Consider the following 25,480-nt stretch of genomic DNA (forward strand, 5'->3'; position numbering starts at 1 on the left):
GCGTCGCGCCTGTCGACGTCCAGCCGCTTCCGATCGGCGCTTGCCTGACGCGAACGCGGCCCGTGACGACGCGTTACGCGCGCGGCTTGCCGCCCTGCTCGCGCCACGCCCGCGGCGACATCGCGAACCGCTCGCGAAACACGCGACTGAAATGCGACATGTCGTTGAATCCCCAGCGCAACGCGATGTCGGACACGCGCAGCACCGCGCATTGCGGATTCGCGAGATCCTGCGCGCACCGTTCGAGCCGCAGGTTCAACACGTAGCGCATCAGCGACGTGTTTTCGGCCTCGAACAGCTTGTTGATGTACCGCGACGAAATCCCGATCGACCGCTCGATCATCATCGGACTCAGCTCCGGGTCGTGCAGGTGCTCGAGCAGATGCCGCTTCACGCGCGTCAGCGTCAACGCCTTCATCCTCGATTGCGCGAGGTCGTTGCGCTGCATGCCGCCGAGCGTCATCGCGATCAGCGAGATCGCGGTATCCGACAACTGCCGCATCTCGTCCTCGGTCACGCTGCGGATCTGCGACGACATCTGCTCGAGAAACGCACGCATGACGCTGCCGACGCCCTCCCCGGTGTGCGTCGGGCAAGCCGTGCGGTGTTCCATCCCGACGACGAGCTGGTTCAGGGTCGCGCGCGGAATGCTGACGACGATCTCGCGCCACGACTGGCCAAACTGCAGGTGGTGAGGCCGGGTCGCGTCGTAGATCGCGAAATCCCCGGGGTGCAGCGTGACGATCTTGCCGTCCTGTTCGACCGACTGGCTGCCCTCGAGCATCAATACGCCGAAATACTTGTCCTCGTACTCGCTCCGCGCCTGGCGATAGCGCCGGATCACGGCCTGCTCGCTTGCGTGAATTTCCGAGATCCGCATCTTTTCGCATTTGCGCTGCCGCACCTGGCCGAAGAAATCGGCCTTCTGCACGGCGGCGATCTGCACGTCCGCGAACAAACGCAGAATCGTCTCGCGCCAAAACTCGATACGCTGGCTGACCGAGCCGTCGGTGGCCACCTCGATGGCCGAATTCGTCCATTCGTCCGGCGGGCTGTCGGCCGCCGGGCCGGGCGCGTCGCCGCTTGCGGCGCGCGGGAAAGGACGCATCGTCATGGTCGTGCCCCACATGGGTTAGCCAACACGCAGTCTGTAGCGTGCCCGTTCAAAAGCGCATTGTCCAATCGGCCACCGTGAAAGCCGCGTGGCCGGCCGGACCGACAGGCGGCGCGGCGGCGATGCGCTGCCGCGCCGGGCATGTCATGCGAAGGTCGTCTGACGCCAGTCGGAAGACTGCTCATACGCATAGGCGCAGCGATAGAGCGTCGCCTCGTCGAAGCGGCGCCCGACCAGTTGCAGCCCGATCGGCAGATCGTCGGCCACCCCGCACGGCAGCGATATGGCCGGATGCCCGGACACGTCGAACGGCGCGGTATTCGCGAGCATCTCGAACGCCCGCGTCAGCGACTCGGACATCGCACAGCCGGGCTCCGGCAGTGCCGACGCGCGGATCGGGACGGTCGGCATCAGCAATACGTCATACGACTGCAGCGCCGCGTCGTAAGCCGAACGCAAGCGTCGCGCGAGGTTCTGGCACTTCGCGTAATAGCGCCCGCGATACCGGCTCGTGAAATATTCGCCGAGCAGCATCGTCACCTTCACGGTATCCGGCAACTCATCGGCGCGCTCGCGCCAGCCCGCGTGATGATCGATCATGCCGGTCACGTACAGGCCGTCCCAGTTGAAACCGTGGCTGTTGCCCTTCATCATCTGCTGCGTCGCCCCCTCGGCCGCAATCGGCAGCCAGATCGCGGTGCCGGCCGCATGCAGCGGCACCGACACTTCGTCGACGCTCGCGCCCAGCTTGCGCAGCCGGAGCGCGGCGACCCGCACGGCCTCGTCGACCACTTTCTCCGAATTCGCGAGCCCGAACGCCTCGCGCAGAATGCCGATCCGCAGGCCCGCGATGCCGTCGCGGATCGCGCCGAGATAATCGGCCCGCGGCGGCACCATCCGTTGGCGCGGATCGAGCCCGTCGTCGCCTGCGATGACATCGAGCAGCAGCGCGTTGTCGAGCACGGTGCTCGTCATCGGCCCGAGATGATCGACGGTCGCCTCGATCGGCATCGCGCCGGTATACGGCACGAGCCCGTGCGTCGGCTTCATCCCGTAGATGCCGCAATAGGCGGACGGGATTCTCACCGAGCCGCCCTGGTCGCCGCCGAGCGCCATGTCGACCTCGCCGCTCGCGACCAGCGCGCCGCTGCCGGACGACGAGCCGCCGGACGAGTGTCCGGCCTTGCGCGGATTGTGCACCGGCCCCGACGCGCTCGTGTGCGAGCCCCCGGAAAAGCAGTAGTACTCGCAGGTCGACTTGCCGGCGATCGTCGCGCCGGCGTCGAGCACCCGCGTGACGACGGTCGCGTCGATATCGGGCACGTAGCCCTCGAACGTGCTCGCGCCATTGCGCATCGGCACGCCGGCGACGCAGATGTTGTCTTTCACGGCCACCGTCTTGCCGCGCAGCTTGCCGTCGGCGGCGCCGTGGATCGTGCTCTTGTGCGCCCATGCGCCGTACCGGTTCTCGTCGCCTTCCGGGCGGTAGCCGGGCGTGCGCGGATACGCGACGACGGGCAGATGGTCGGGCAGCGCGTCGATCACGTCGTACGCGTCGAAGTTCGCCTGCAGCGCCTCGTCGTATTCGGCGAGCTGGCGGGAATCGACATGAAAGCCGAAGCCGGCTGCAATGTCGGACAGTTGTTCGCGAGTCGGGCGTTTGATGGCCATCGACGTTCTCCAGTTCGGTAAGCGGCGCCGCCAGCGTTGGCGGCGCCGGTGGGATTCAGCGGGCGACGGCGTCGCGCATCAGCCCGGTGCGCGGATGACAGTTCACGTATTCGTAGACCTGATGCCTTGCGTCGAAAACGGAAACCTCGTGATACAGCCGCAGTTTCGACAGCCCGGTGACGACGCGGAAGAACGTGACGAAGATCCGCAGGTGCGTCGGATGGGATTCGGCCCAGCGCTCGAGGCGGTCGAGCGAGCGCCAGTGGCCGATGTTGTAACTTTCGTCGAGCACGTTGCCGTCGAGATCGATCGAACGCACGTAGCGATTGCTGTAGCAGCCGACGTCCTTGCCGTTGTCGCGCAGGAATTCCATTCCGCTGCGCAGCGTCGGCTCGATCTCCTCCAGATACAGTTGGCGCTCGTCACTCTCCGCCGCGCGCCAGTCCTGACCGGACCGAATCAGCGCGATGTTGTCGTGCGCCAGTACGACCACACGGCCGCCGCGAGCCGGATCACCCTCGACGATGCGCAATTCGCCGTCCGCGCGCATCCAGTCCGTCTGCGAGATCGGGAACCGGTCACGCATCGATCCCCAGTAACCGTGCTCCTCGATCTCGCCGCTGACGCCGTCCATGATCGCGCCGACGCCGGGGAAATCGCTCGTAAATGCGTAAAGCGTCTCGAACTGCTCGGCGTGTGGCGCGACGATTTCCCGGAAGTAGCCGATCCCGTCCGCGAGGCGTGCGTCGGAGGCCCACCATTCGACGAGTGCCGGCGACGCGATCCAGCGTGCATACGCGGCCGGATCGCGCCAGTAGCCGACGGCAATCAGATTCTCGTAGCCCTGGTCATCGGTGTGTTGCGTCAGGTCGAAGGTGTTCGGACCGTCCTGCGCACCGAAATCGGCGACGATCCGGCGCAACGCGGCCAGCGCCGCCGCGCGCTTGTCGGCGCCGCGATACTGGACGCCGAAGTAGCCCATCACGACCTGGCTCAGGTCTTCGGCGGCCCGGGCGACGTACATCGGGAACGGCGGCTGGTAATCGTCGGCGACGCGGCGCGACAGCGTCCGCGGGCAGATCAGGTGTTTGTCGATGGCGGATTCCATGCGTGACCTCTCTGGAAAAGGAAATCGGGTGTCGAAGGTTCGACGTGGGGACGCGAAACGCCATGCGCCGGCCATATCCCGGCGCATGCGGATCGTCAGAAGATGTGCGCGTAACGCAGGCCGGCGAGCACACTGTTTTTCGGGCCGTTACGCACGCTCAGATCGGTGCCGAGCTGGATTTGCACCTGGTCGGCCTTCGTCACGAACTTCGCCGCGGTGATCCGCAGGCGCGTGGTGCGAAGCGCGTCGTCGTTGTCCGCGCCGCCGACGCTCGTTTCACCGCCCCAGAACTGGGTGATGCCGACCCCGAGCGACGTGCCCGGATCGGGCATGTAACGCACCATCGCCTGGGCGCTGTAGCTCATCCGCTGATGCAGCGTCGCACCGTTCGCGCCGTACGACGTGTTGTTGCCGTACCAGATCGCGTCGCCGACGAGATCGAGTGCCCACTGCGGCGAAAAGTGCTTGACGTAGGCGGCCTGGAAATCGAGCGACCAGCGGTTGGCACCGAGATTGAGGCCCCGGTTCTGGTCGTAACTCCCGGTCGGCGCGTAGACGTAGACCGTCGCGGCGACGACGTCCTTCGCTTCGTTCAGGCGGAATTTCAACGGCGCGGTCAGGATCACGTCGCCGACGCCGTTCGTACTGCCAAGCGCGCCTGCGTTGCCGAAGCTGCTGATGTGACCGAACGGCAGCAGTACCTGCGGATCGATCGTGAGCCTGTCGGTGAGCTGGAACACATGCAGCAGGCGGGCGATGCCGACATTGGACTGCAGGTCGAAATCCGACGTCCGCTGGCCATTCGCGTAGTACGCGTTCGTCGCCGAATAGTTGTAGTACAGCACGCCTATCGTCGCGCCCACCGGATACTGCTCGTAGTCGCCGGGATCGACCTCGACCGCGCCCGCGTAATGCGATGCGACGACCATCAGCGACAGGCCGATCCAGCGCGCGATTCGCTTCAGCTTCATTCTTTTGACGTTGTCCATCATGCTCCTCACCTGGATGCGCAGACACCGCCACGCTCGACGTACGACGAACGGAAACCGTTGCCGGACGGTGGAATCGCGGGTGCTGGCTGACTGTTATTCCGCCGGTACTCGGGCGAGTGCCGACGATTCGCGACATCGAACGGCCGTCGCTTGAGGGTGAGAATAGAAAGGCAAAATCCGCATTTCTGTTTTCCGGCGGAACAAGAAATTGGCTGTGGCGGGCCTCCGCGGCCGGCGCCCCGCAGCGGTCGCGAAACGTGCGCGGGCGGCCGCCGTTTCATGCCGGACGCGCTGTAGATGCCGCGCATCGCCGGGCATCCGTTGCGCGTAGGCGCCCGCCGCGCCACGGGGCCGTCTCGGCATAGTTTCCGATCCGTGCCGGCAAAGAACCGCGCTTTTTCTCTTCTTACCCTGCTCATCGAGCGTGACCGACACGACGCGCCCATCCCCGCCACGCCAGTCGCAACGTCGTGGCGGCGGTCGACCCGAACCACGACAAGGAGCCCCCACGATGAACCCGATTGCTTCCGAGGAAACAGCGTCGACGCCCGGCGAACGCGCCTGGGCGCTGTTTCGCGTGATGAAAGAGAAGAACCTGATTCCCGACGGCTATATCGAAAACCTGACCGAGCTGATGTCCACGACCTGGGATCCGGCCAACGGCGCGCGCATCGTCGCGCGTGCGTGGGTCGACCCGGCATTTCGCGAACTTCTGCTGAAGGACGGCACGGCCGCGTGCGCGCAGTTCGGCTACACCGGCCCGCAGGGCGAATACATCGTCGCGCTCGAGGACACCCCGACGCTGAAGAACGTGATCGTCTGCAGCCTGTGCTCATGCACGAACTGGCCGGTGCTCGGGCTGCCGCCCGAGTGGTACAAGGGCTTCGAATATCGTGCGCGGCTCGTCCGCGAAGGGCGCACGGTGCTGCGGGAACTCGGCACCGACCTGCCCGACGACGTCGTCGTGAAGGTCTGGGACACGACCGCCGAAAGCCGCTATCTCGTGCTGCCCGTGCGGCCGGCCGGCAGCGAGCACATGACCGAGGAACAACTGCGCGCGCTCGTCACGAAGGACGTGCTGATCGGCGTTGCGCTACCGCGCGCGCACTGACTCGCACCGCGTTTCGCGCTCGACTTTCACATCTCGGAGATCACATATGGACGGCTTTCACGACCTCGGCGGATTCCAGGGTTTCGGCCCGGTGCCGCATACGATCAACAGTCTCGGCTACAAACCGGTCTTCAAGGAAGACTGGGAGCATCTCGCGTACAGCCTGATGTTCGTCGGGGTGGACCCACTGAAAAAATTCAGCGTCGACGAGGTACGTCACGCAGTCGAGCGCATCGACGTGCGCCAGCACGTCGGCACGCGCTACTACGAGCGCTACGTGATCGCGACCGCGACATTGCTCGTCGAAACCGGCGTGCTCACGCAGGATGAACTCGACCGCGCGCTCGGTTCGCCTTTTCGGCTCGCGAACCCGCCGCGCGCCGGCGGCCGGGCAGCCCCGGCCGAGTCGACGCGGTTCGAGGTCGGCGATCGCGTCGTCGTTCGCGACGAATACGTCAGCGGACACATCCGCGCGCCGGGCTACGTTCGCGGCAAGACGGGCGTCGTGTTGCACCGGACAACCGAATCGTGGCCGTTCCCGGACGCGATCGGCCACGGCGACACCGGCGCCGCGCATCAGCCGACCTATCATGTCGAGTTCCGCGTGAAGAATCTGTGGGGTGACGCCGCCGACGACGGCTATGTCGTGGTCGACCTGTTCGAAGGCTACCTGGATCGCGCATCCGGGCAGAGCGCATGACGACGCCGGACAATCGACAAGTGTCGGCCGCCCCGGCGCCGAGGATTCCGGTCACGGTGCTGTCCGGCTTCCTCGGTGCCGGGAAGACGACGGTGCTGAACCATATCCTGCGCAATCGCGCCGGCCTGAAGGTCGCCGTGATCGTCAACGACATGAGCGAAGTCAACGTTGACGCCGACGACGTGCGGCGCAACGTCGAGCTGCATCGAGGCGAGGACGAACTGGTCGAAATGAGCAACGGTTGCATCTGCTGTACGCTGCGCGCCGATTTGCTCGAGCAGATCAGCACGCTTGCGCGGCAGCATCGCTTCGATTATCTGCTGATCGAGTCGACCGGCATCTCGGAGCCGATGCCGGTTGCGGAGACGTTCGCGTTTCTCGATCGGGACGGTTTCAGCCTCAGCGAACTCGCGCGGCTGGACACGCTCGTCACGGTGGTCAACGGCGAGACGTTCGAGGACATGATCGCGTCGGTCGAACCGGTCACGCGCGACGCCCCGCTCGCGAACGGCAGCGGCACCGGTCCACCGCGCACGCTGTCGGACCTGCTGATCGAACAAGTCGAATATGCGAACGTGATCCTCGTGAGCCGACTCGACCGGATCGGCGACGCGGGTTTCGACAGGCTGCGCGCAGTCCTTGCATCGCTGAATCCGTCCGCGCGAATCCTGCCGATGCAGCACGGCGGGATCGATCCGTCGGACGTCCTCGATACGCGGCGCTTCGATCTACCGGCACTCGTCGAATCTCCGGGATGGATGCAACGCATGCAGGCCGACGAGCGCCCGTCGGAATCGGATACATACGGAATCGCATCGTGGGTCTATCGCGAACGTGCGCCGTTTCATCCGGCGCGCCTGCTCGCGTGGCTGCGTCGCCCCTGGACCAACGGCCGGCTGCTTCGCTGCAAGGGATATGTGTGGGCTGCGCACCGCTATGCCGAAACCGCCATGCTCGTGCAGGCCGGCGACGCGTTCCAGTGGGGCTACGTTGGCCGATGGTGGCGGTTTACGCCCCCGTCGGACTGGCCGCACGACGACTATCGTCGCGACGGTGTGCTGAAAAAATGGGAAGAGCCGACAGGCGATTGCCGGCAGGAAATCGTGTTCATCGGTCAGTCGATCGATCACGTCCAGTTGCAGCGGGAACTCGATGCGTGTCTGCTGACGGTCGAAGAAATCGACGCAGGCCCGGAGTCGTGGCGCCGGCTTCCGGAAGCCGACGCGTTCGACGCGCTCGCGACTACTGCCCATCCGTGAAGTGAGACTGGATGGCTTCGGCCGCAACGCCTGCGCCCTATCGCTTTCGGTCGGCCCGTGAGCGCTGCGCGCGGTTCAGCACGACGTGAATCCCGGCAGCACCGCCGAGGGCAGTTTTCTTCAATACGGGCCGACGCCGCGCCCGTAGTCTCGATGCGACTTTCGACATGTCGCATGGAGACACCTGATGAGCATGCTGGTTTCGATGGCCGCGTTCGCGCTCGCCTCGTCGATCACCCCCGGTCCCGTCAACATCGTCGCGCTCAGCGCGGGCGCGCGCCATGGCCTCGGCGCGAGCCTGCGCTACGCGGCCGGCGCCACGCTAGGCTTCGTCGCGCTGTTCCTGCTGATCGGCCTCGGCCTGCACGCGGCGCTCGCGCGCTGGCCCGCACTGACGACGGCCACGCAGTGGTGGGGGATCGCGTTCCTGCTTTACCTGGCGCTGCGGCTCGCGCTCGACGACGGCCGGCTCGCGGCCGATCCGGACGTGGCCGGCCCGTCGGCGGCGGCCGGCGCGGCGATGCAGTGGCTCAATCCGAAGGCGTGGCTCGCGTGCGTGGCCGCGATGGGCGCGTATGCGGCCGACGGCGACCGCGCGCAGGTCTGGCAGTTCGCCGCGCTGTATCTGGTGATCTGCTTCGCGTCGATCGCATGCTGGGGTTATGCGGGCGCGTCGCTGCGGCACCGGCTCGCGAACGCGCGGCGCATGCGCGTGTTCAACCGGCTGATGGCGCTGCTGCTCGCGGGCAGCGCGCTGTTTCTGCTCGACGTGTAGACACCGTTGCGTTCAGCGCCTCGCGCCGCGGTACTGCCCCGGCGTCGCGGCCGCGATCCGCCGAAAGGCGCGCTGGAAATGCGCCTGATCCGCAAAGCCGGCGTCGAGTGCGACTTCGGCGATCGGCCGGCCGCGGCGCAACTCGGTGCGGCCGTACTTCACGCGCCGATCGATCAGGAACGCATGCGGCGTCATCCCGTAACGCGCATTGAACGCGCGGATCAGGTACGACGGCGACAGGTCGGCCGCCGCGCAGATCGCATCGAGCGTGATGGCCTCGCGGCAATGGGCGGCGATGTAGTCGGCCGCGCGCGCGAGCTTGGCGTTGTCGTCTCCGGGCCGTGGGTCGGGCAGTTCGCGGTCGAGCGCGCCGTGCAGTGCCGTGAAGAATTCGACCGCCGCGCTCTCCTTGCCGAGCGCATCGGTGGCGGGCGACACCAGCGTGCGGTAGAAGCCGCCAAATTGCGCGAACAGATCGCCGCGCTCGGTCAACTTCGGCGAAAACCCGTGAAAATCGCGGTTCGGATCGCGGCCCAGCGAATGTTGCAGCCGCGCGAGCCACGGCACGTCGACATAGACCATCCGGTACGCCCACGCATCGGCACCGTACGGATTGCATGCGTGCACCTGCTCCGGATCGATGATCACGAGCACGCCGCGCCCGACGTGTGCGTGCGTCGCGCCGTTCACGTACGTGCTCGTGCCGCCGACGATCGCGCCCACCGAAAACGTGTCGTGCGTGTGCTTCGCGTAGCAGATCGCGCGCCCGTCGTCGACGGTGCGCGCCTCGATGAACGGCAGCGCGGTATCGCGCCAGAACGGCGACGGTACGGCGGATCGGTTGGCGGTACGGCTCACGCGGCGGGCTCCCGGTTCGAACGGCGAACGCTCACCGTACAAGACTGTGCGGCGCCGCGCAACAGCGAGCCGACGCTTCGCGGCTGGATCGCCTAAGCTTTGAATTCGGCCGCCGCGGCAGACGCGGCGGGTTCCGCGTCCTCTTCCCACCGGTACACACATGCAGATCGATCTGAAAGGCAAGACCGCGGTCGTCACCGCTTCCACCGCCGGCATCGGCTTCGCGATCGCCGAAGGGCTCGCGCGCGCCGGCGCGCACGTCGTCGTCAACGGCCGCAGCGACACGTCGGTGCAGTCCGCGCTCGGGAAACTGCGCGACGCCGTGCCCGGCGCAAGCTTCGACGGCGTCGCCGCCGACCTGTCCGACGCGGCCGGCGTCGCGCGCGTCACGCAGCACACGCCGAACGCCGACATTCTCGTCAACAACGCGGGCATCTACGGCCTGAAGGCGTTCTTCGACATCGACGACGCCGAATGGGAACATTTTTTCCAGATCAACGTGATGTCCGGCGTGCGGCTCGCGCGGCATTACCTCAAAGGGATGATCGAACGCAATGCCGGGCGCATCGTGTTCATTTCGTCGGAATCGGGCCTGAACATCCCCGTCGACATGATTCATTACGGGTTCACGAAAACCGCGCAGTTGTCGATCGCGCGCGGCCTCGCGAAGCTCGCGGCGGGCACCCGCGTGACCGTCAATTCGGTGCTGCCGGGGCCGACGATGTCGGAAGGCGTGCGCGAGATGCTGAAGGCGCAGGCCGACGAAACGGGCCGCAGCATCGACGACATTGCCGTGGAGTTCGTGCGCAGCGAACGCGCGAGCTCGATCATCCAGCGGCCGGCGACGACGGAGGAAGTCGCGAACCTGGTCGTGTACGTATGCTCGCCGCAGGCGTCGGCCACGACCGGCGCGGCATTGCGCGTCGACGGCGGCGTGGTCGACACGATAGCGTGACGGCCGGATGACGCGCTCGCGCCGCGCGTGGCCGCCGCCCTAGCGCGACGCGCGCTTGCCGGACTGGAGCGTGCCCTTGCGATCGGCGTCCATGCAGGTATCGAAGCCGGACTGCGTGACGACGCCGGCCTTGTCGAACACGACGAAGTACGCGCGGTGATCGTTGCCGTGCTCGATAAAGTAGTTGTAGCAGACGCCGCCGCCGTTACGGACCATCCAGACGCTGCGCGGGTTGCCGGCGACGCGGACGACGTCGGCGCGCGTCGCGCCGTGCCGCGACGCGGCCCGTGCAAGCGGCGTACGCGAATACGAGAACGGCAGCCACGAGTCGAACCACGCACAGCCATGCAACATCAGGCAGCCGGCGGCCAGGGACAGCGTCGCTGCGGGACGGGACATCGGAAACAATCGCATGCTCGGGAAATCTGCTGCGCCATACCGGCGTGATCGAAAGCCCCATGCTACTCGACCTTTGGGTCCGGATCGAAAAGAAATGTAGAGATCTTTATCCGAATCCCTGCGTTTGCAGGCCTTCGCGCCGGCCGAATCGTCATCAATCGTTGCAGCCGGCGCGCGCGCATGCGCATCCGCATCGCCGCACCGTCGTATCGAACCAGTGCAACGGCATGCGCGATCAGGCGATCCATTCGGCCCACAGCATCGTCAGCACCGTCATCAGCGCGGGGCCGACGAACAGCCCGATCAAGCCGAACGTCTCGGCGCCGCCGAGGATGCCGAACAGCACGAGCAGGAACGGCAGCCGCGTCGAACCGCCGATCAGCACCGGCCGCACGAAATGCTCGGCGACGAACACGACGACGAACCCGAGCGCCGCGATCGCGACGGCCCACATGGTCGCCCCCTGCACGAACAGCCAGAGCGCCGCGCCGCAGAACACGACCGGCGCGCAGAACGGCAGCATCGCGGCGACGGCCGTGACGAGCCCGAGCAGCGCCGCGTGCGGCACGCCCGCGAGCGCGTAGGCGATGCCGAGCAGCGCGCCCTCGCCGAGCCCGACGACGACGAGCCCCGTCACCGTGCCGTACACGGCCGCGACCATGCGCTCGATCAGTTCCGCGCCGTTACGCCCGAACGCACGCCGCGCGCCCTGCAGCAACGCGCCCGACAGCTTGTGGCCGGCGCGCAGGATCACGAACAGCGTGACGAGCATGAAACCGAATTCGAGCAGCACGTGCGCGAGCTTCGTGCCGAATTGCCGGCCGAACGCGATGAATTTCTCGCTATTGACGCCGTGCATCGCGGTGGCCGCATGCAGCGGATGGCCGAGATTGGCCTGCCACCATTCGGTGATCTGCGCGGCGCCGTACGGCAACCGGCCGATCACGTCCGGCAGCGGGATGCCGTTGTCCTGGATCGTGTGCAGCCACTCGCGCAGGTCGTGCGCCTGCGCGATCGCCTGGGTCGTCGCGACCGCCACCGGCAGCACCACGAGCAGCGAGATCGCTGCCGTGATGACGGTCGCGATCAGCGTCGGCCGATTGCGGAACAGCCGGTGCGATTCGAAGCACTTCAGCAGCGGCCACATCGCGATGGCGATCACGCACGCCCATGCGATGGCGGGAAGGAAGTCGCGGATCACCCACAGCGCGAGCACGAGCAGCGCCGCATACAGCGCGATGCGGGCGACCTGCTGGGCGCGCGGCCGCGCGGCGGAATCGGAAGACGACGGGACATGTGCGCCCATGGCACCTCTGTCGAAATGAAAAAATGGCGGTTCGCCCAGGCAATCGCCCGGACGAACCGCCATTCTATCCATCGGCGCCGGATCGGCGGCACGCGCGCTCGATGCGCAGACCACCCGACGCCGCGTCGACGCGCGCCGCTCAGGCCACCTTGTCGGCGATCCGGTAGCGCTCGAGCCAGTGCGCGTACGGCGCGGGCAGCGTCCACGACGGACGCTCGACGCCGAGCTGCTTGGCCGCGTAGTACGGCCAGTGCGGGTCGGCCAGGTGCGCTCGGCCGACCATCACGAGATCGAGCTGTTCCTGCGCCACCACGCGGTTCGCCAGTTGCGGCGTATCGATTCCCCATGCGGACGACACCGGCAAGCCGGCCTCGCGGCGCACGCGTTCGGCGACCGGCGCCAGGAACGCCGGCCCCCACGGAATCTGCGCGTCGGGCGTCGAGAAGCCGACCGACACGCTCAGCATGTCGAGCCCTTCGAGCTTCATCCGCTGCGTGAGCGCGATCGACTCGGCGAGCGTCTCTTCGTCGCGGCCGTCGTATTCGATCACGCCGAGGCGCGCGGTCAGCGGCAAATGCTCGGGCCAGACCTTGCGAACGGCCGCGAGCGTGTCGACGAGGAAGCGGCCGCGGTTGTCGGCCGAACCGCCGTATTCGTCGGTGCGCCGGTTCGAGTGCACCGAGAAGAAGCTCTGGCCGAGATAGCCGTGCGCGAAGTGCAGTTCCAGCCATTCGAAACCGAGGTCGCGCGCACGCCGCGCCGCCGCGACGAAATCGGCCTGCACGCGGGCGATGTCGTCGTGCGTCATTTCGCGCGGCACCTTCGGCAGGTGCGCGCCGAACGGCACGGCCGACGGGGCGATGGTCTGCCAGCCGCGCGGATCGCCGTCGGCGATATGGTCGTCGCCTTCCCACGGGCGGTTCGCGCTGGCCTTGCGGCCCGCGTGCGCGATCTGGATGCCGGGCACCGCGCCGGCCGCCTTGATCGCCGCGACCGACGGCGCGAAGGCTTCGGCCTGCGCGTCGTTCCACAACCCCGCGCAGCCCGGCGTGATGCGGCCTTCCGGCGACACGGCCGTCGCCTCCGCGATCACGAGGCCCGCGCCGCCGCGCGCGATGCCGGCCAGATGCACGTGATGCCAGTCGTTGACGACGCCGTCTTCGGCGACGTACTGGCACATCGGCGGCACCGCGATGCGGTTGCGCAGCGTGACATCCTTGAGTTTGAACGGTTCGAACAGGGCAGACATCCACGACTCCTTGATTGGGTCCTGCAAAACGGGGAATGCGTCGTGCGGGGCGCACGGCGCAACGATGCGGGCCGTCGGCGGGCCGGCTGCGCCCGGCGACGGCAAGGACGCGGCGCCGGCCGGGCCGGCGCCATGTGTTCAGCGGTGGCCGAGCTTCGCGAGCAGCGCTTCGGCCGCGGGCGCCGACGACGCCGGGTTCTGCCCGGTGATCAGCAGCCCGTCGGTGACGACATGCGGCGCCCAGTCGGCGCTGCGCTCGAATTCAGCGCCGTTGGTCTTCAGCATGTCCTCGACGAGGAACGGCACGACTTCGGTCAGCTCGACCGCCGCTTCCTCGCTATTGGTGAAACCCGTCGCGCGCTTGCCGCGCACGACCGACTCGCCGGTCTGCGGGTTCTTCACGTGGCGCAGCACGCCCGGCGCGTGGCAGACCGCCGCGACCGGCTTGCCGGCCGCGAGCGTGCGCTCGATCAGGCCGATCGAATGCAGATCCTCGGCGAGATCCCACAGCGGGCCATGGCCGCCCGGGTAGAACACCGCGTCGTAGTCGTCCGCCGACACGTCGGCCAGCTTGCGCGTCGACGCGAGTTCGGCCTGGGCCGCCGCATCGGCGTCGAAGCGGCGCGTCGCGTCGGTCTGGGCCGTCGGGTCGCTGCTCTTCGGGTCGAGCGGCGGCTGGCCGCCCTTCGGCGACGCGAGCGTCAGCTCGACGCCCGCATCCTTGAACGTGTAGTACGGCGCGGCCAGTTCCTCGAGCCAGAAGCCGGTTTTCTTGCCGGTGTCGCCGAGCGTGTCGTGCGAGGTCAGGACAACCAGAATCTTCATGATCGGACACTCCTTCGAAAATGAACGGGGGAACGGAGCCGCACGTCGGCGCGGCGCGCCTGATGGTTAGTCCGCCCGCGCGCGGCAACGTGCGATTCATTCATCCGCATGCGATATACACCTATTAGACCAGTCGTCTAGAAGTAGCCGAAATAAAACGACGGCGTCTCGCGACATGAAGCTGCCGGGGACGTCGCCGCATTCACAAGGACGGATGATAGCCGCGAATTAGACCGGTCGTCTAGAGGAACGCGTATTCGCCCCTGCCGTCGTCATGGCCTTTTCGACGGGGGGCGGAGTCCGGCATCGCCGTCGCCGCCCTTCGCCGTTTGCCCGCAGCAGCCGGCCGCTGCAGCCGCGCCGGCTCCCGACGGCTACCCGCGCACAGGCCCGTCCGTGTCCCCCGCTTCGATGACTGGCGCTTCGAGCCGGTGATCGCGCACGCCGTCGTCCAGCAGCCGCAGCATCAGCTCCGCCAGCGCGCGGCCCGAGGCGTGCCCGGTCGGCTGCACGACCGCCGTGACACGATACGGGTGCGCGATATCGGGCGGCACGCCGTCGTAGACGATCAGCGACATATCGGCGCCCAGGCGCAGCCCGCTGTCGACCAGCGCGCGAAACGCGCCGCCGCCCGCGATGTTGTTGTCGACCAGCAGCGCGGTCGGCGGTTCGGCGCGCGTGAGCAGCGCCCGCGCCGCCTGCTGGCCGCCGTCGTGCGTAAACGCGCACTCGACGAGCAGCGCCGGATCGGCCTGGATACCGGCTTCGCGCAATGCCGACAGATAACCGGCGCGCCGCTGCGCGGCGAAATTCAGCGTCAGCGGCGCGCTGATCATCGCGATGCGCCGATGCCCGAAGCCGATCAGCCGGCGCGCCGCGTCGCGCGCGCCCGCCTCGTTGTCGAAGTCGAACCACGCATACGGGCCGGCCGCCTGCGTGCGGCCGTACGCGACATACGGAAACGCGCTCGCTTGCAGGTACGCGAGACGCGGATCGTCCACCTGCGTGCGCGCGACGATCAGCCCGTCGACGAGCTTGCCGTCGACGATGCGCCGATAGGTGTCCAGTTCCGCGTTCGGTCGCGCCGACGCGATGATGAAATCGAGATTGCGCTCGGCGAGCCGCTCGGTGATGCCCGCGACGACCTCGCCGAACCGTGGATCGCCGAGATCGCCGGCGCCGAACGGATAGACGATGCCGATCATGTCGGCCCGGCCGGTCGCCAGCCGGCGCGCGGTCGGATCGGCCACGTAGCCCATTTCGCGCGCGGCCTTCGCCACGCGCTCGCGCGTCGCCTCGCTGACGTCGTCGTAACCGTTCAACGCGCGGCTGACCGTCGTCCGCGACAGACCCAGCGCGTCCGACAGCGCCTTCAGATTCACCTTCACCGTCATTCCTCGCATTCGCCGATCCGCCCGGCCGCCCGAGGTCCGGGATGCGCCGACCGGGTAATTATTTCCATTGAGTAATCATTACCGTCAAATAAATATCTTTTGCGTTCCAAACCGGTTTGAAATAGCATCCAAACCGGTTTGGACATCGATGCCCACTCAGCCGTTCATTTTCACCTGCCAAGGAAACAACGACGAGATGACATACTTTCCCCTTTTCCGCCCGATCGCGGCCAAACGTTTGCTGCTCGCTGGCGGCGCACTCGCCGCCTTCGCGTCCGTCGCGCACGCGCAGTCCGGCGGCACGGGCGCGCCCGTGCCCACGCCCCATACGCAGCAAGCCTACGATCCCGAAGGCAACTTCACGATGCGCTGGACGCGCGCGGACATCCGCCAGATCGTCGCCCAGTCGCACACCGCCGGCGCCGACAAGAACTCGCTGCCGCAAGCGCTGACGATGCCGGACATCCCGCAGGACTTCCCGCTCATCAACTCGAACGTGTGGGTGTGGGACACGTGGCCGCTGGCCGACCTGCGCGCGAACCAGCTCAGCTACAAGGGCTGGGAGGTGATCTTCTCGCTCACCGCCGATCCGCACGCGGGCTACACGTTCGACGACCGTCACGTCCACGCCCGCATCGGCTTCTTCTATCGCCGCGCCGGCATCCCCGCGTCGCAACGCCCCGCGAACGGCGGCTGGACCTGGGGCGGCCACCTGTTCCCGGACGGCGCGAGCGCCCGGGTGTTCGGCACCGCGCCGATGACCAACAACGCCGAATGGTCGGGCTCCGCGCGCCTCACGAACGGCAGCAACGTCAGCCTGTACTACACCGCGACGTCGTTCAACCGCTCGGCCCCCGGCGGCGCCGACATCACGCCGCCGCAGGCGATCATCACGCGCGCCGACGGCAACATCCACGCCGACGACAAGCATGTATGGTTCACCGGCTTCGGCGATCACAAGGCGCTGCTGCAGCCGGACGGCAACTACTACCAGACCGGCCAGCAGAACACCTACTTCTCGTTCCGCGATCCGTTCGTGTTCACCGACCCCGCGCATCCGGGCAAGACCTACATGGTGTTCGAAGGCAACACCGGCGGCCCGCGCGGCGCACGCACCTGCACCGAGGCCGATCTCGGCTATGCGCCGAACGATCCGAACCGCGAAGATCTCAACGCGGTGATGAATTCGGGCGCAGTGTATCAAAAGGCCAACGTCGGCCTCGCGGTCGCGACGAACCCGCAACTGACCGAGTGGAAGTTCCTGCCGCCGATCCTGTCGGCGAACTGCGTCGACGACCAGACCGAGCGCCCGCAGATCTACCTGAAGGACGGCAAGTACTACCTGTTCACGATCAGCCACCGCACGACGATGGCAGCCGGCGTCGACGGCCCGGACGGCGTGTACGGCTTCGTCGGCAACGGCATCCGCAGCGATTACCTGCCGCTGAACGGCGGCAGCGGCCTCGTGCTCGGCAACCCGACCGACTTCTCCGCACCGGCCGGCGCACCGTATGCGCAGGACCCGAACCAGAACCCGCGCGAATTCCAGTCGTATTCGCACTACGTGATGCCGGGCGGGCTCGTCGAGTCGTTCATCGACGCGATCGGCCCGCGCCGCGGCGGCACGCTCGCGCCGACGGTGAAGGTGAACATCAACGGCACGTCGACGGCGGTCGACCGCACGTATGGACGCGGCGGCCTCGGCGGCTACGGCGACATCCCGTCGAACCTGCCGGCGACGGGGGCCGGCCACAACGACGGCAACGGCCAGGCCAATTAAGCAACCGAAAATAACCATCGTCGACAAAGGCACGAGGTTCAGGAGTCGCGTATCGCGCGTGCCGCGTGCGCGCCTCCGCTTTTTTTCGACTTTCTTTTGACCGTTGCGCATGCCGCCGTTGCAGGCGGCCTGCGCCCTCCTTTCCCGCTTCGTCCGACGAAGCGCCTCCGGCACCGCATGAAATCGACGTCTTTCCGCTTTTCCGTCCGCCTCATCCGGCTGCTGCTCGCCTGCATGGCCTGCACGCAGGCCGTCGCCACGCCCTGCCATACGCCGGCCGACAACGGCACGCCGCAGTGGCGGCCCGCCCTCCACTACACGCCGCAGCGCAACTGGATGAACGACCCGAACGGGCTCGTCTACGCGAACGGCCGCTATCACCTGTTCTATCAGTACAACCCGCTCGGCAACGACTGGGGCAACATGTCGTGGGGCCACGCAACCAGCACCGACCTCGTCCACTGGCGCGAGCAGCCGGTCGCGATGCGCGCGAACGCCACCGAGGAAATCTTCTCCGGCTCGATCGTCGCCGATACGCTGAACACGTCCGGTCTCGGCACACCGGGCCACACGCCGCTCGTCGCGCTCTATACGAGCGTCTACAAGCCCGGCTCGGGTCACGCACCGGGCATACAGGCACAGTCGCTCGCGTACAGCCTCGACCAGGGCACGACCTGGCAGCCGTATGCGCACAACCCGGTGCTGACGCTCGATCCGGAATCGAAGCAATTTCGTGACCCGAAAGTGTCGTGGTATGCGGCGGGCGGCTACTGGTTGATGACGACGGTCGTCGCCGATGCGCACGTCGTGAAGCTCTATCGTTCCGACGACCTGATCCACTGGTCGTTCCTCAGCGACTTCACGCTGCCGGACGTGCCGCATGCGGGCGCGCTGTGGGAAATGCCGGACCTCATACCGCTGCCGCTCGACGGCGATCCGAAGCGAATCAAATGGGTAATGATCGTCAACGTGAATCCGTGGTCGATCGCGGGCGGTTCCGGGGCCATGTATTTCGTCGGCGATTTCGACGGCCGCACGTTCACGCCCGACCGCGTCGCGCCCGCCGGCTCCGATCCCGCGCGATTCCGCTGGGTCGATCACGGTGCCGACTTCTACGCGGCCGGCACGTTCTCCGGCGCACCCGGCGCCCGGCCGGTCGCGATCGCCTGGATGAGCAACTGGGATTACGCGGCAAAAGTGCCGACCACCCCGTGGCGTGGCGCGACCACGCTGCCGCGCGAACTGTCGCTGAAGGCGATCGACGGCGAGCCGACCCTGATCGTCGCGCCGGCCGCCGCCTTCGACGCATGGGCCGACGGCCGGCCGGCCGTGCATGAAGGCGACGTCACGGTCGACTCCGCTACCCGCCCACTGTCGGCCGCCACACGTGGCGTCGTCCAGCGCATCACGGTGACGCTCTCGCCGCAGCGTGCCGCGCGCGCGGGGCTGATCGTGCGGCGTTCGGCCGACGGGTCGATCGGCACCCGGATCGTGTACGACACCGCGAAGCGCACGCTGACGCTCGACCGCTCGCGATCCGGCGAAGCGAATTTCGCCGGCACGTTCAGCCGCGAGCATATCGTCGATCTGCCGCTCGAACGCGGGCAACTGCGACTCGAAATCGTCGTCGATCGCGGCTCGGTCGAAGTGTTCGCGAACGGCGGCCGCGTCGCGCTGACGGACCTGCTCTTTCCGCCGCTCGACGCGGATCGCGTGGCCGTGTTTGCCGAACAGGGCCGCGCGACGTTTTCGGGGTTGACGGTGACGCAACTGGGAACCGGCGACGATACACGCGGCGCCTGTGCGTCCCGATAGGTGCAGGTGACGGGGGCCGGTTACGGTCCCCGCCCGCCTCACCGCTCAGAGCAGCCCCATCCCGCCCGACGCGATGATTTCCGCGCCGACGATGAACGCGGATTCCGGCGCGCTCAGGTGCAGCACCGTCGACGCGATTTCGTCCGGCGTGCCGAACCGGCCGATCGGCACGAGGCCCTTGATCTTGTCGGCCGTCGCGTCGAGCGTCGCCGCATCGAGCCCGAGCTTGCCGTACAGCGGCGTCTGCACCGGCCCGGGGCTCACCACGTTCACGCGCACGCCGTGCGGCAGCAGTTCCGTCGACAGCGTCTTCGCGAACGAATTGACGGCCGCCTTGCTGGCCGCGTACACCGACGAGCCGGGCATCCCGACATGCGCGTTGATCGAGCCGTTGATCACGATCGATGCGCCGCGGTTCAGCAGCGGCACCAGCGACTGGATCTGGAAATACGCGCCCTTCACGTTGGTGTCGAACACGAGATCCCACATCGCTTCGTCGCTGTCGGCGAACGGCGCGAGTTTCGCGACGCCCGCGTTGACGAACACGGCGTCGAGCCGCACGCCGGCGGTGGCGAGCGCGTCGGCCAGCGCACGGGCCGACGCGACGCTGCCGGCTTCGTTGCGAATCGCGAGCGCGCCTTCGCCGAGCGTTTGGCGGGCCGCTTCCAGCGTGTCGGCGTCGCGCCCGGTGATGATGACCCGCGCGCCTTCGGCCGCGAATGCGCGGGCGGCCGCCAGGCCGATGCCGCTGTTGCCGCCCGTGACGAGGACCGTCTTTCCTTCGAAGCGTTGCATGATGTTCTCCTGTGAACCGGTGAGTTGACCGTGAACACAGGATGCGCGCGGCGCCGGGCCTTGCCGTACGACCGGCGCGACGAACATGTTCGAAAACATCGAACATGTTGGCGCGAGCAGGTTCAGCCGACGACGTCGATCCCGTCGAGCAGCCGCTGCGCGAGCCGCGGCTCGCGCAATTGCTCCAGCCACCATTGCAGCGCGCGGCCGTCGCGGTCGTCGTGCCATGCGACATACAGCAGGTTCGGCTCGCGCGGGTCGGCTGTCTGTTTCTCGACCAGTTCGCCGCGCGCGAGCAGCGACGCGACGCGCCGGCGCGGCACCCAGCCGACGCCGAGCGCATCGCGCTGCGCGAGGATCTTCGCGCGCATCGACGGCACCGCGAGCACCGCCTGCCCGCCGAGCAGCCCGTACGCGCGGCCGGCCGCGCGCCGCGACGAATCGGCGACGACGACCGATCGGTGCGCACCGATCGCGTCGCGCGTCAGCACCCCGCCCACGGACGCCAGCGGATGGCGCGGCGACACCGCGAACACCCACTCCATCGCGCCGAGTTCGAACCACTTGAGGCCCGGAATCGCCGGCGGCTCATTGGTCGCGCCGACGACCAGATCCGCGCGGCCGTCGCGCAACGCTTCCCAGGTGCCGCCGAGCACCTCGTGCGTGAAGCGCAGCGACACGCCCGAATCGAGCGCATCGAACGCGCGGACGACCGGCAGCAGCGTATCGAACTCCAGCACCTCGTCGCTGACGATCCACAGCCGGTCCTCCCAGCCGCTCGCGACCTGCCGCACGCGCTGCGTCAGCCGGGCGACGTCGAGCGCCAGCCGCGCCGCCTCGTCGGCCAGCAATTGTCCGGCCGGCGTGAGCTGCAGCCGGTAGCCGCGGCGGTCGAACAGCAGCGCGTCGAAGCGCGTTTCGAGCTGGCGCGCCGCGTGCGACACCGTCGACGGCGCCTTGCCGAGCCGCGCGGCGGCCCGCGACAGGCTGCCGGTGGCGCGGATCGCGTCGAGCAGCGCCAGTTCGTCTTCGGACAGCATGAGGTCGCTCCACGGTGAGGATGTCGTGGATCGTAAGGTACTGGCGCGCCGCGGTCCAATCGAGCGATCGCGGCTGCGCCGCCCGCCTGCCGCGAACGGTCGTCACCGCCGGATCTCCCTGTTCCTATTGTTCCGGCGCGCCGCTTACCGTGCAGGCCGCAGCATGATGCCCGTCAGCGCACCCGCCACGCACAGCGCGCCCACATACAGTTCCGGCGCGTGCGGATGCGACTTCAGCAGTACCGAGACGAACACCGGCGTGAGACCGCCGAACACCGCATAGGCGACGTTGTACGAGAACGAGATCCCGGAAAAGCGCACGGCCGCCGGAAACGCGTGGACCATCGCGACCGGAATCGCCGCGACCGCCCCGACGCAGAAGCCGCATAGCGCGTAAAGCGGCAACAGCAGCGACGGATCGACGGCGAGTCGCGACGCCATCAGCCAGTACGACCCACCGAGCATCAGGCAGCCGACGAAGATCGTGCGGCCGGTGCCGAACCGTCCCGCGATCGAACCGGCGACGATGCATCCGATCGTCAGGCAGAACGTCGCGGCCGAATTGGCCTGCAGCGCAAGCGCGGGCGCGATGTGAAATTGCCTGGCGACGAGGGTCGGCGTCATCAGGATCACGACGACGATCGCGGCGGTGAGCGTCCACGTGAGGATCATCGATACCAGCACGGCCCGCCCGTGATCGCGCAGCACGGCTTTCAGCGGCACTTCGCGGGTCAGCGACCGGCTCCGCTTCATTTCGACGAATACGGGCGTCTCGTCGAGCCAGCGTCGCAGCAACGCCGACACAATCCCGAACAGGCCGCCGACGACGAAAGGCAGTCGCCACGCATACGCGCCGATCTCCGCCGGCGAATAATGACGATTGATCGTCGACGCGATCAGCGAGCCAAGCAGGATGCCGAGCGTCAGGCCGCCGGTCAGCAGGCCGCACGCATAGCCGACATGGCGCGGCGGCACGTGTTCGGCCACGAACACCCACGCGCCCGGCACCTCGCCGCCTACCGCCGCCCCTTGCAACAACCGGCACAGGAGCAGCAGCACGGGCGCGGCAATGCCGATGGACGCATAAGTCGGCAGCAGCCCCATCGTCAACGTCGGCAGCGCCATCATCATCACGCTCAACGTGAACATGCGTTTGCGGCCGACGAGATCGCCGAAATGCGCGAGCACCACGCCGCCGAGCGGGCGCGCGAGATAACCCGCCGCGAAAATGCCGAACGTCTGCAACTGCCGCAGCCAGTCGGGAATCGATGGCGGAAAGAACAATTGACCGATGACCGTCGCGAAAAACACGTAAATCACGAAATCGTAAAATTCGAGCGCGCCACCGAGCGCAGCGAGCGCGAGCGTCCGGTGATCGCGGCCGGTCAGCGGGCGATGGGATACAGCCGGAATCTGAAGCGAGTCTGGAAAGTTCATCTCGAAAAAGTCAGGAATCGGGAACCGCGCGCCAACCCGATGACGCGCTACGGATGGACAACACCCGGGCACCCCACGTCATTCCATTGCGCGTCGATTTTCCGCGGCGCCCGTTCAAGGCCGCGCTCGGCAACCTCCATTTGGACTGCAGGCGGAGCAATGTCGGCACGCCGTGTCGCGAATCCGGTGCGACGCCGGGAATAAACGGCCGCCGTCGCGTGTTCCATGAGGATGGAGGGCGCACGAGCCTGCCGCTTGCGCGCGCCTCGCCCCTGCGTGACACGTTCACGCCTTCTCCTGGAGCAATCATGCGTTTTGCGGTTCTGGGCGCCGGCGCGGTCGGCTGCTACTTCGGCGGCATGCTGGCGCTGCACGGCCACGAGGTGGTTTTCATTGGTCGTCCGTTGCACGTCGACGCGATTCGCGACCGGGGTCTGCGCGTCCAGACGCGCACGTTCGACCGCCGCGTGCCGGCCGACGCGTCGACCGATATCGACGCCGCGGCATCGGCCGACGTGGTGTTCGTGTGCGTGAAGTCCGGCGATACCGCGCAAGCCGCGCGCACGTTGAGCCGCGTGCTGGCGCCGCAAGCGCTCGTGGTCAGTCTGCAGAACGGCGTCGACAACGCGGCCGTGCTGCGCGCGGAGATCGCCGGCCCGGTCATTGGCGCGGCGGTCTATGTCGCCAGCGAGATGGCGGGCCCGGGGCATCTGCTGCACCATGGCCGCGGCGATCTCGCGATCGAAGCGTCGCCGTCGAGCGAACGGCTGGCGCAGGTGCTGCGGACAGCGGCCATTCCGACCCGGATCGCCGATGACGTGCGCGCGGCGCTCTGGCACAAGTTCATCCTCAATTGCGCGTACAACGCGATTTCCGCGATCGTCCAGTTGCCCTTGGGCGAGATGTCGCATCGCGATGCGTTGCGCGAAACGATGCGTGCGGCCGTCGCCGAGTGCATCGCGGTCGCGGCGGCCGAAGGCATCCATTTCGCCGACGGGCCGGCCGCGATCGTCGAGCACATCGAAGCGACGATTCCGCCCGGCCAGTATTCGTCGACGGCGCAGGATCTGGCGCGCGGCAGACCCGGCGAGATCGATCACCTGAACGGCGCGGTCGTGCGGCGCGGGCGCGCGGCAGGCATCGACACGCCGGTCAATCGGACGCTCCATCTGCTCGTGAAGATGCTGGAAGCAAAGACGGCCGCGCGTTCGTGACGGGCGGCGCTCGCGCGTGCGTCGCCGACCGCCGCGGCGCGTCGAGCGGCACCGCGCGGCCGGCGACGTGACGTCGGGGTGTCGAACCGGCCCGCCAGCCGCGCTGCCGCGCGCCGGCCGCGGCCGAACGCGCAGCGCCGATCCCCGCCGCTATTCGCGTTCGCCAGCCAGTCGCGCGAGCGCCGCGGCGATCCCCGCGCCATAGGCCGGGTCGGCCCGCGAGCAGTTGTCGATGTGGCGCTGCCGGATGCCCGCCGACACGCCGGCAAGCTGCCGTGCGGTGGTATCGAACAGGCACTGGCGTTGCCGCGCATCCATCAGCCGGAACAGGTCGCCCGGCTGCTGATAGTGATCATCGTCGACGCGATGATCCCAATGCGCGGCCGCGCCGTTCAGCTCGAGCGGCGGTTCGTCGAGCTGCGGCCGGTCCGACCACGCGCCCTTGCTGTTGGGCCAGTACGACGGCGCCGCGCCGAGATTGCCGTCGGTGCGCATCGCACCATCGCGGTGATAACTGTGGAACGGGCACTGCGGCGCGTTCACCGGGATCTGGGCGAAGTTGACGCCCAGCCGATATCGCTGCGCATCGCCGTACGAAAACAGGCGCGCCTGCAACATCCGGTCCGGCGAGTAGCCGATGCCCGGCACGACGTTCGCCGGCGAAAACGCGGCCTGCTCCGTCTCGGCGAAGAAATTGTCGGGATTGCGGTTGAGCTCGAATTCGCCGACTTCGATCAGCGGAAATTCAGCCTTCGGCCAGACCTTCGTGAGATCGAACGGGTTGAACCGAAACGCTTTCGCCTGCGCGTCGGTCATCACCTGAATGTACAGCGTCCAGCGCGGAAAATTGCCGGCCTCGATGCTGTCGAACAGGTCACGCTGATGGGTTTCGCGGTCCCGGGCGATCAGCGCTTGCGCCTGCGCGTCGGTCAGGTTCTCGATGCCCTGTTGCGAGCGGTAATGGAACTTCACCCAGGTCCGCTCGTTCTGCGCATTGATCATGCTGTACGTATGGCTGCCGAACCCGTGCATGTGCCGGTACGATCGCGGAATGCCGCGCTCGCTCATGACGATCGTCACCTGGTGCAGCGCCTCGGGCAGCAGCGACCAGAAATCCCAGTTGTTTTCCGCGCTGCGCATGCCGGTGCGCGGGTCGCGCTTGACCGCATGATTGAGGTCGGGAAAGCGCAATGGATCGCGAAAGAAGAACACCGGCGTATTGTTGCCGACCAGATCCCAGTTCCCTTCCTCGGTATAGAACTTCAGCGCGAAGCCGCGGATGTCGCGTTCCGCATCGGCCGCGCCGCGCTCGCCGGCCACCGTCGAGAAGCGCACGAACATCGGCGTCTGCTTGCCGATTTCGGAGAAGAGCTTCGCCTTCGTGTACCGCGAAATGTCGTGCGTCACGGTGAAGGTCCCGTATGCGCCGGCGCCCTTCGCATGCATGCGGCGCTCCGGGATCACCTCGCGATCGAAATGCGCGAGCTTTTCGATCAGCCAGACGTCCTGCAGCAGCGCGGGACCGCGCGCGCCGGCCGTCTGGATGTTGACGTTGTTGCTGACCGGCGCGCCGTTCGCATGGGCAATTTCGCGCGGAATCGAATCCTCTGACATGTCCTGGTTCCCCCAACGGTATGTGATTTCAGTTCATGGGTCGCGCGATCCGCCGTCGGTGCGGGCATC

The 25,480-nt window shown here is 67.4% G+C and carries 22 protein-coding genes; 8 read left to right on the top strand and 14 right to left on the bottom strand.

All coding sequences use genetic code 11. The features are described from left to right. Positions 1 to 73: 73 nt before the first annotated feature. The 4 genes from J8I35_RS10380 to J8I35_RS10395 all read right to left on the bottom strand — a co-directional run bounded on the left by J8I35_RS10380 (position 74) and on the right by J8I35_RS10395 (position 4,885). A complete protein-coding gene (locus tag J8I35_RS10380; RefSeq protein ID WP_124630272.1) occupies positions 74 to 1,114 on the bottom strand; it encodes a helix-turn-helix domain-containing protein in 1,041 nt (346 codons plus the stop codon). A gap of 144 nt (positions 1,115 to 1,258) precedes the next feature. Further along, positions 1,259 to 2,785, bottom strand: coding sequence for an amidase (locus tag J8I35_RS10385; RefSeq protein WP_124630273.1), 1,527 nt, complete (start codon positions 2,783 to 2,785; stop codon positions 1,259 to 1,261). A 55-nt stretch (positions 2,786 to 2,840) separates the two neighbouring features. Then, a complete protein-coding gene (locus tag J8I35_RS10390; RefSeq protein ID WP_209925257.1) occupies positions 2,841 to 3,893 on the bottom strand; it encodes a phenylacetaldoxime dehydratase family protein in 1,053 nt (350 codons plus the stop codon). A 95-nt stretch (positions 3,894 to 3,988) separates the two neighbouring features. Continuing rightward, positions 3,989 to 4,885, bottom strand: coding sequence for a transporter (locus J8I35_RS10395; RefSeq protein WP_050010968.1), 897 nt, complete (start codon positions 4,883 to 4,885; stop codon positions 3,989 to 3,991). A 511-nt stretch (positions 4,886 to 5,396) separates the two neighbouring features. Here J8I35_RS10395 and nthA point away from each other — a divergent pair. The 4 genes from nthA (at position 5,397) to J8I35_RS10415 (ending at position 8,730) form a co-directional block, all read left to right on the top strand. Then, on the top strand, positions 5,397 to 5,996 hold the full coding sequence (gene nthA, locus J8I35_RS10400) for a nitrile hydratase subunit alpha (protein ID WP_050010967.1): 600 nt from the start codon (positions 5,397 to 5,399) through the stop codon (positions 5,994 to 5,996). Between the two features lie 46 nt (positions 5,997 to 6,042). Continuing rightward, the gene (gene nthB / locus J8I35_RS10405) at positions 6,043 to 6,696 is read left to right on the top strand and encodes a nitrile hydratase subunit beta (RefSeq protein ID WP_209925266.1); all 654 of its coding nucleotides are present in this window, start codon (positions 6,043 to 6,045) and stop codon (positions 6,694 to 6,696) included. Further along, entirely contained in the window at positions 6,693 to 7,955 is a 1,263-nt protein-coding gene (locus J8I35_RS10410; protein WP_050010965.1) for a GTP-binding protein, read from the top strand. Before nthB ends, J8I35_RS10410 begins: the two co-directional genes overlap by 4 nt. Positions 7,956 to 8,142: 187 nt before the next feature. After that, positions 8,143 to 8,730, top strand: a complete 588-nt coding sequence (locus J8I35_RS10415) for a LysE family translocator (protein ID WP_209925268.1) — start codon at positions 8,143 to 8,145, stop codon at positions 8,728 to 8,730. Between the two features lie 12 nt (positions 8,731 to 8,742). Here J8I35_RS10415 and J8I35_RS10420 read toward each other — a convergent pair whose 3' ends face one another. After that, positions 8,743 to 9,588 (bottom strand): AraC family transcriptional regulator, encoded by an 846-nt coding sequence (locus tag J8I35_RS10420; protein ID WP_209925270.1) that lies wholly within the window; start codon positions 9,586 to 9,588, stop codon positions 8,743 to 8,745. Positions 9,589 to 9,748: 160 nt separating this feature from the next. Here J8I35_RS10420 and J8I35_RS10425 point away from each other — a divergent pair, with 160 nt between their 5' ends. Continuing rightward, positions 9,749 to 10,543, top strand: a complete 795-nt coding sequence (locus J8I35_RS10425; RefSeq protein ID WP_050010962.1) for an SDR family oxidoreductase — start codon at positions 9,749 to 9,751, stop codon at positions 10,541 to 10,543. Between the two features lie 39 nt (positions 10,544 to 10,582). On the opposite strand, the gene J8I35_RS10430 is transcribed toward J8I35_RS10425, so the two are convergent. The 5 genes from J8I35_RS10430 to J8I35_RS10450 all read right to left on the bottom strand — a co-directional run bounded on the left by J8I35_RS10430 (position 10,583) and on the right by J8I35_RS10450 (position 15,725). After that, positions 10,583 to 10,957 carry a hypothetical protein gene (locus J8I35_RS10430; protein WP_209925272.1) on the bottom strand — a complete coding sequence of 125 codons (375 nt, stop codon included), beginning with the start codon at positions 10,955 to 10,957 and terminating at the stop codon, positions 10,583 to 10,585. A 220-nt stretch (positions 10,958 to 11,177) separates the two neighbouring features. Beyond that, positions 11,178 to 12,248, bottom strand: a complete 1,071-nt coding sequence (locus J8I35_RS10435; protein WP_050010960.1) for an AI-2E family transporter — start codon at positions 12,246 to 12,248, stop codon at positions 11,178 to 11,180. Between the two features lie 139 nt (positions 12,249 to 12,387). Then, positions 12,388 to 13,497, bottom strand: coding sequence for an NADH:flavin oxidoreductase/NADH oxidase (locus J8I35_RS10440; protein ID WP_209925273.1), 1,110 nt, complete (start codon positions 13,495 to 13,497; stop codon positions 12,388 to 12,390). 138 nt (positions 13,498 to 13,635) lie between these two features. Next, positions 13,636 to 14,322 carry a type 1 glutamine amidotransferase domain-containing protein gene (locus J8I35_RS10445; protein WP_050010958.1) on the bottom strand — a complete coding sequence of 229 codons (687 nt, stop codon included), beginning with the start codon at positions 14,320 to 14,322 and terminating at the stop codon, positions 13,636 to 13,638. Between the two features lie 374 nt (positions 14,323 to 14,696). After that, positions 14,697 to 15,725 carry a substrate-binding domain-containing protein gene (locus J8I35_RS10450; RefSeq protein ID WP_209925276.1) on the bottom strand — a complete coding sequence of 343 codons (1,029 nt, stop codon included), beginning with the start codon at positions 15,723 to 15,725 and terminating at the stop codon, positions 14,697 to 14,699. 187 nt (positions 15,726 to 15,912) lie between these two features. Between J8I35_RS10450 and J8I35_RS10455 the strand changes: the two genes are divergently transcribed. Both J8I35_RS10455 and J8I35_RS10460 read left to right on the top strand, forming a co-directional pair. Then, positions 15,913 to 17,496, top strand: a complete 1,584-nt coding sequence (locus J8I35_RS10455; protein WP_050010956.1) for a glycoside hydrolase family 68 protein — start codon at positions 15,913 to 15,915, stop codon at positions 17,494 to 17,496. 177 nt (positions 17,497 to 17,673) lie between these two features. Further along, positions 17,674 to 19,311: a glycoside hydrolase family 32 protein gene (locus tag J8I35_RS10460; protein WP_209925278.1), complete on the top strand. Its 1,638-nt coding sequence runs from the start codon at positions 17,674 to 17,676 to the stop codon at positions 19,309 to 19,311. Between the two features lie 45 nt (positions 19,312 to 19,356). On the opposite strand, the gene J8I35_RS10465 is transcribed toward J8I35_RS10460, so the two are convergent. The 3 genes from J8I35_RS10465 to J8I35_RS10475 all read right to left on the bottom strand — a co-directional run bounded on the left by J8I35_RS10465 (position 19,357) and on the right by J8I35_RS10475 (position 22,583). After that, a complete protein-coding gene (locus J8I35_RS10465) occupies positions 19,357 to 20,106 on the bottom strand; it encodes an SDR family oxidoreductase (protein ID WP_209925279.1) in 750 nt (249 codons plus the stop codon). Between the two features lie 122 nt (positions 20,107 to 20,228). Continuing rightward, on the bottom strand, positions 20,229 to 21,146 hold the full coding sequence (locus J8I35_RS10470) for a LysR family transcriptional regulator (RefSeq protein WP_124638094.1): 918 nt from the start codon (positions 21,144 to 21,146) through the stop codon (positions 20,229 to 20,231). A gap of 144 nt (positions 21,147 to 21,290) precedes the next feature. Beyond that, positions 21,291 to 22,583: an MFS transporter gene (locus J8I35_RS10475; protein ID WP_124593318.1), complete on the bottom strand. Its 1,293-nt coding sequence runs from the start codon at positions 22,581 to 22,583 to the stop codon at positions 21,291 to 21,293. Between the two features lie 308 nt (positions 22,584 to 22,891). Between J8I35_RS10475 and J8I35_RS10480 the strand changes: the two genes are divergently transcribed. Continuing rightward, complete coding sequence (locus J8I35_RS10480; protein WP_209925281.1) at positions 22,892 to 23,797, top strand: ketopantoate reductase family protein; 906 nt, start codon at positions 22,892 to 22,894, stop codon at positions 23,795 to 23,797. A 150-nt stretch (positions 23,798 to 23,947) separates the two neighbouring features. Here the strand turns inward: J8I35_RS10480 and J8I35_RS10485 are convergent, their stop codons facing one another. Further along, complete coding sequence (locus J8I35_RS10485; protein WP_209925283.1) at positions 23,948 to 25,411, bottom strand: catalase; 1,464 nt, start codon at positions 25,409 to 25,411, stop codon at positions 23,948 to 23,950. Positions 25,412 to 25,480 lie beyond the last annotated feature (69 nt).

Source organism: Burkholderia sp. CpTa8-5 (assembly GCF_017815045.1).
Taxonomy (GTDB): Bacteria; Pseudomonadota; Gammaproteobacteria; order Burkholderiales; family Burkholderiaceae; genus Burkholderia; species Burkholderia sola.

Bases quoted from the DNA above. Each gene is read 5' to 3' on its own strand.
- J8I35_RS10425 (WP_050010962.1), top strand. From the start codon at position 9,749: ATGCAGATCGATCTGAAAGGCAAGACCGCGGTCGTCACCGCTTCCACC.
- J8I35_RS10475 (WP_124593318.1), bottom strand. From the start codon at position 22,583: ATGAACTTTCCAGACTCGCTTCAGATTCCGGCTGTATCCCATCGCCCG.
- J8I35_RS10450 (WP_209925276.1), bottom strand. From the start codon at position 15,725: ATGCGAGGAATGACGGTGAAGGTGAATCTGAAGGCGCTGTCGGACGCG.
- J8I35_RS10390 (WP_209925257.1), bottom strand. From the start codon at position 3,893: ATGGAATCCGCCATCGACAAACACCTGATCTGCCCGCGGACGCTGTCG.
- J8I35_RS10415 (WP_209925268.1), top strand. From the start codon at position 8,143: ATGAGCATGCTGGTTTCGATGGCCGCGTTCGCGCTCGCCTCGTCGATC.
- J8I35_RS10455 (WP_050010956.1), top strand. From the start codon at position 15,913: ATGACATACTTTCCCCTTTTCCGCCCGATCGCGGCCAAACGTTTGCTG.
- J8I35_RS10485 (WP_209925283.1), bottom strand. From the start codon at position 25,411: ATGTCAGAGGATTCGATTCCGCGCGAAATTGCCCATGCGAACGGCGCG.
- J8I35_RS10460 (WP_209925278.1), top strand. From the start codon at position 17,674: ATGAAATCGACGTCTTTCCGCTTTTCCGTCCGCCTCATCCGGCTGCTG.
- nthA (WP_050010967.1), top strand. From the start codon at position 5,397: ATGAACCCGATTGCTTCCGAGGAAACAGCGTCGACGCCCGGCGAACGC.
- J8I35_RS10435 (WP_050010960.1), bottom strand. From the start codon at position 12,248: ATGGGCGCACATGTCCCGTCGTCTTCCGATTCCGCCGCGCGGCCGCGC.
- J8I35_RS10465 (WP_209925279.1), bottom strand. From the start codon at position 20,106: ATGCAACGCTTCGAAGGAAAGACGGTCCTCGTCACGGGCGGCAACAGC.
- nthB (WP_209925266.1), top strand. From the start codon at position 6,043: ATGGACGGCTTTCACGACCTCGGCGGATTCCAGGGTTTCGGCCCGGTG.
- J8I35_RS10380 (WP_124630272.1), bottom strand. From the start codon at position 1,114: ATGACGATGCGTCCTTTCCCGCGCGCCGCAAGCGGCGACGCGCCCGGC.
- J8I35_RS10470 (WP_124638094.1), bottom strand. From the start codon at position 21,146: ATGCTGTCCGAAGACGAACTGGCGCTGCTCGACGCGATCCGCGCCACC.
- J8I35_RS10385 (WP_124630273.1), bottom strand. From the start codon at position 2,785: ATGGCCATCAAACGCCCGACTCGCGAACAACTGTCCGACATTGCAGCC.
- J8I35_RS10445 (WP_050010958.1), bottom strand. From the start codon at position 14,322: ATGAAGATTCTGGTTGTCCTGACCTCGCACGACACGCTCGGCGACACC.
- J8I35_RS10410 (WP_050010965.1), top strand. From the start codon at position 6,693: ATGACGACGCCGGACAATCGACAAGTGTCGGCCGCCCCGGCGCCGAGG.
- J8I35_RS10430 (WP_209925272.1), bottom strand. From the start codon at position 10,957: ATGCGATTGTTTCCGATGTCCCGTCCCGCAGCGACGCTGTCCCTGGCC.
- J8I35_RS10440 (WP_209925273.1), bottom strand. From the start codon at position 13,497: ATGTCTGCCCTGTTCGAACCGTTCAAACTCAAGGATGTCACGCTGCGC.
- J8I35_RS10395 (WP_050010968.1), bottom strand. From the start codon at position 4,885: ATGATGGACAACGTCAAAAGAATGAAGCTGAAGCGAATCGCGCGCTGG.
- J8I35_RS10480 (WP_209925281.1), top strand. From the start codon at position 22,892: ATGCGTTTTGCGGTTCTGGGCGCCGGCGCGGTCGGCTGCTACTTCGGC.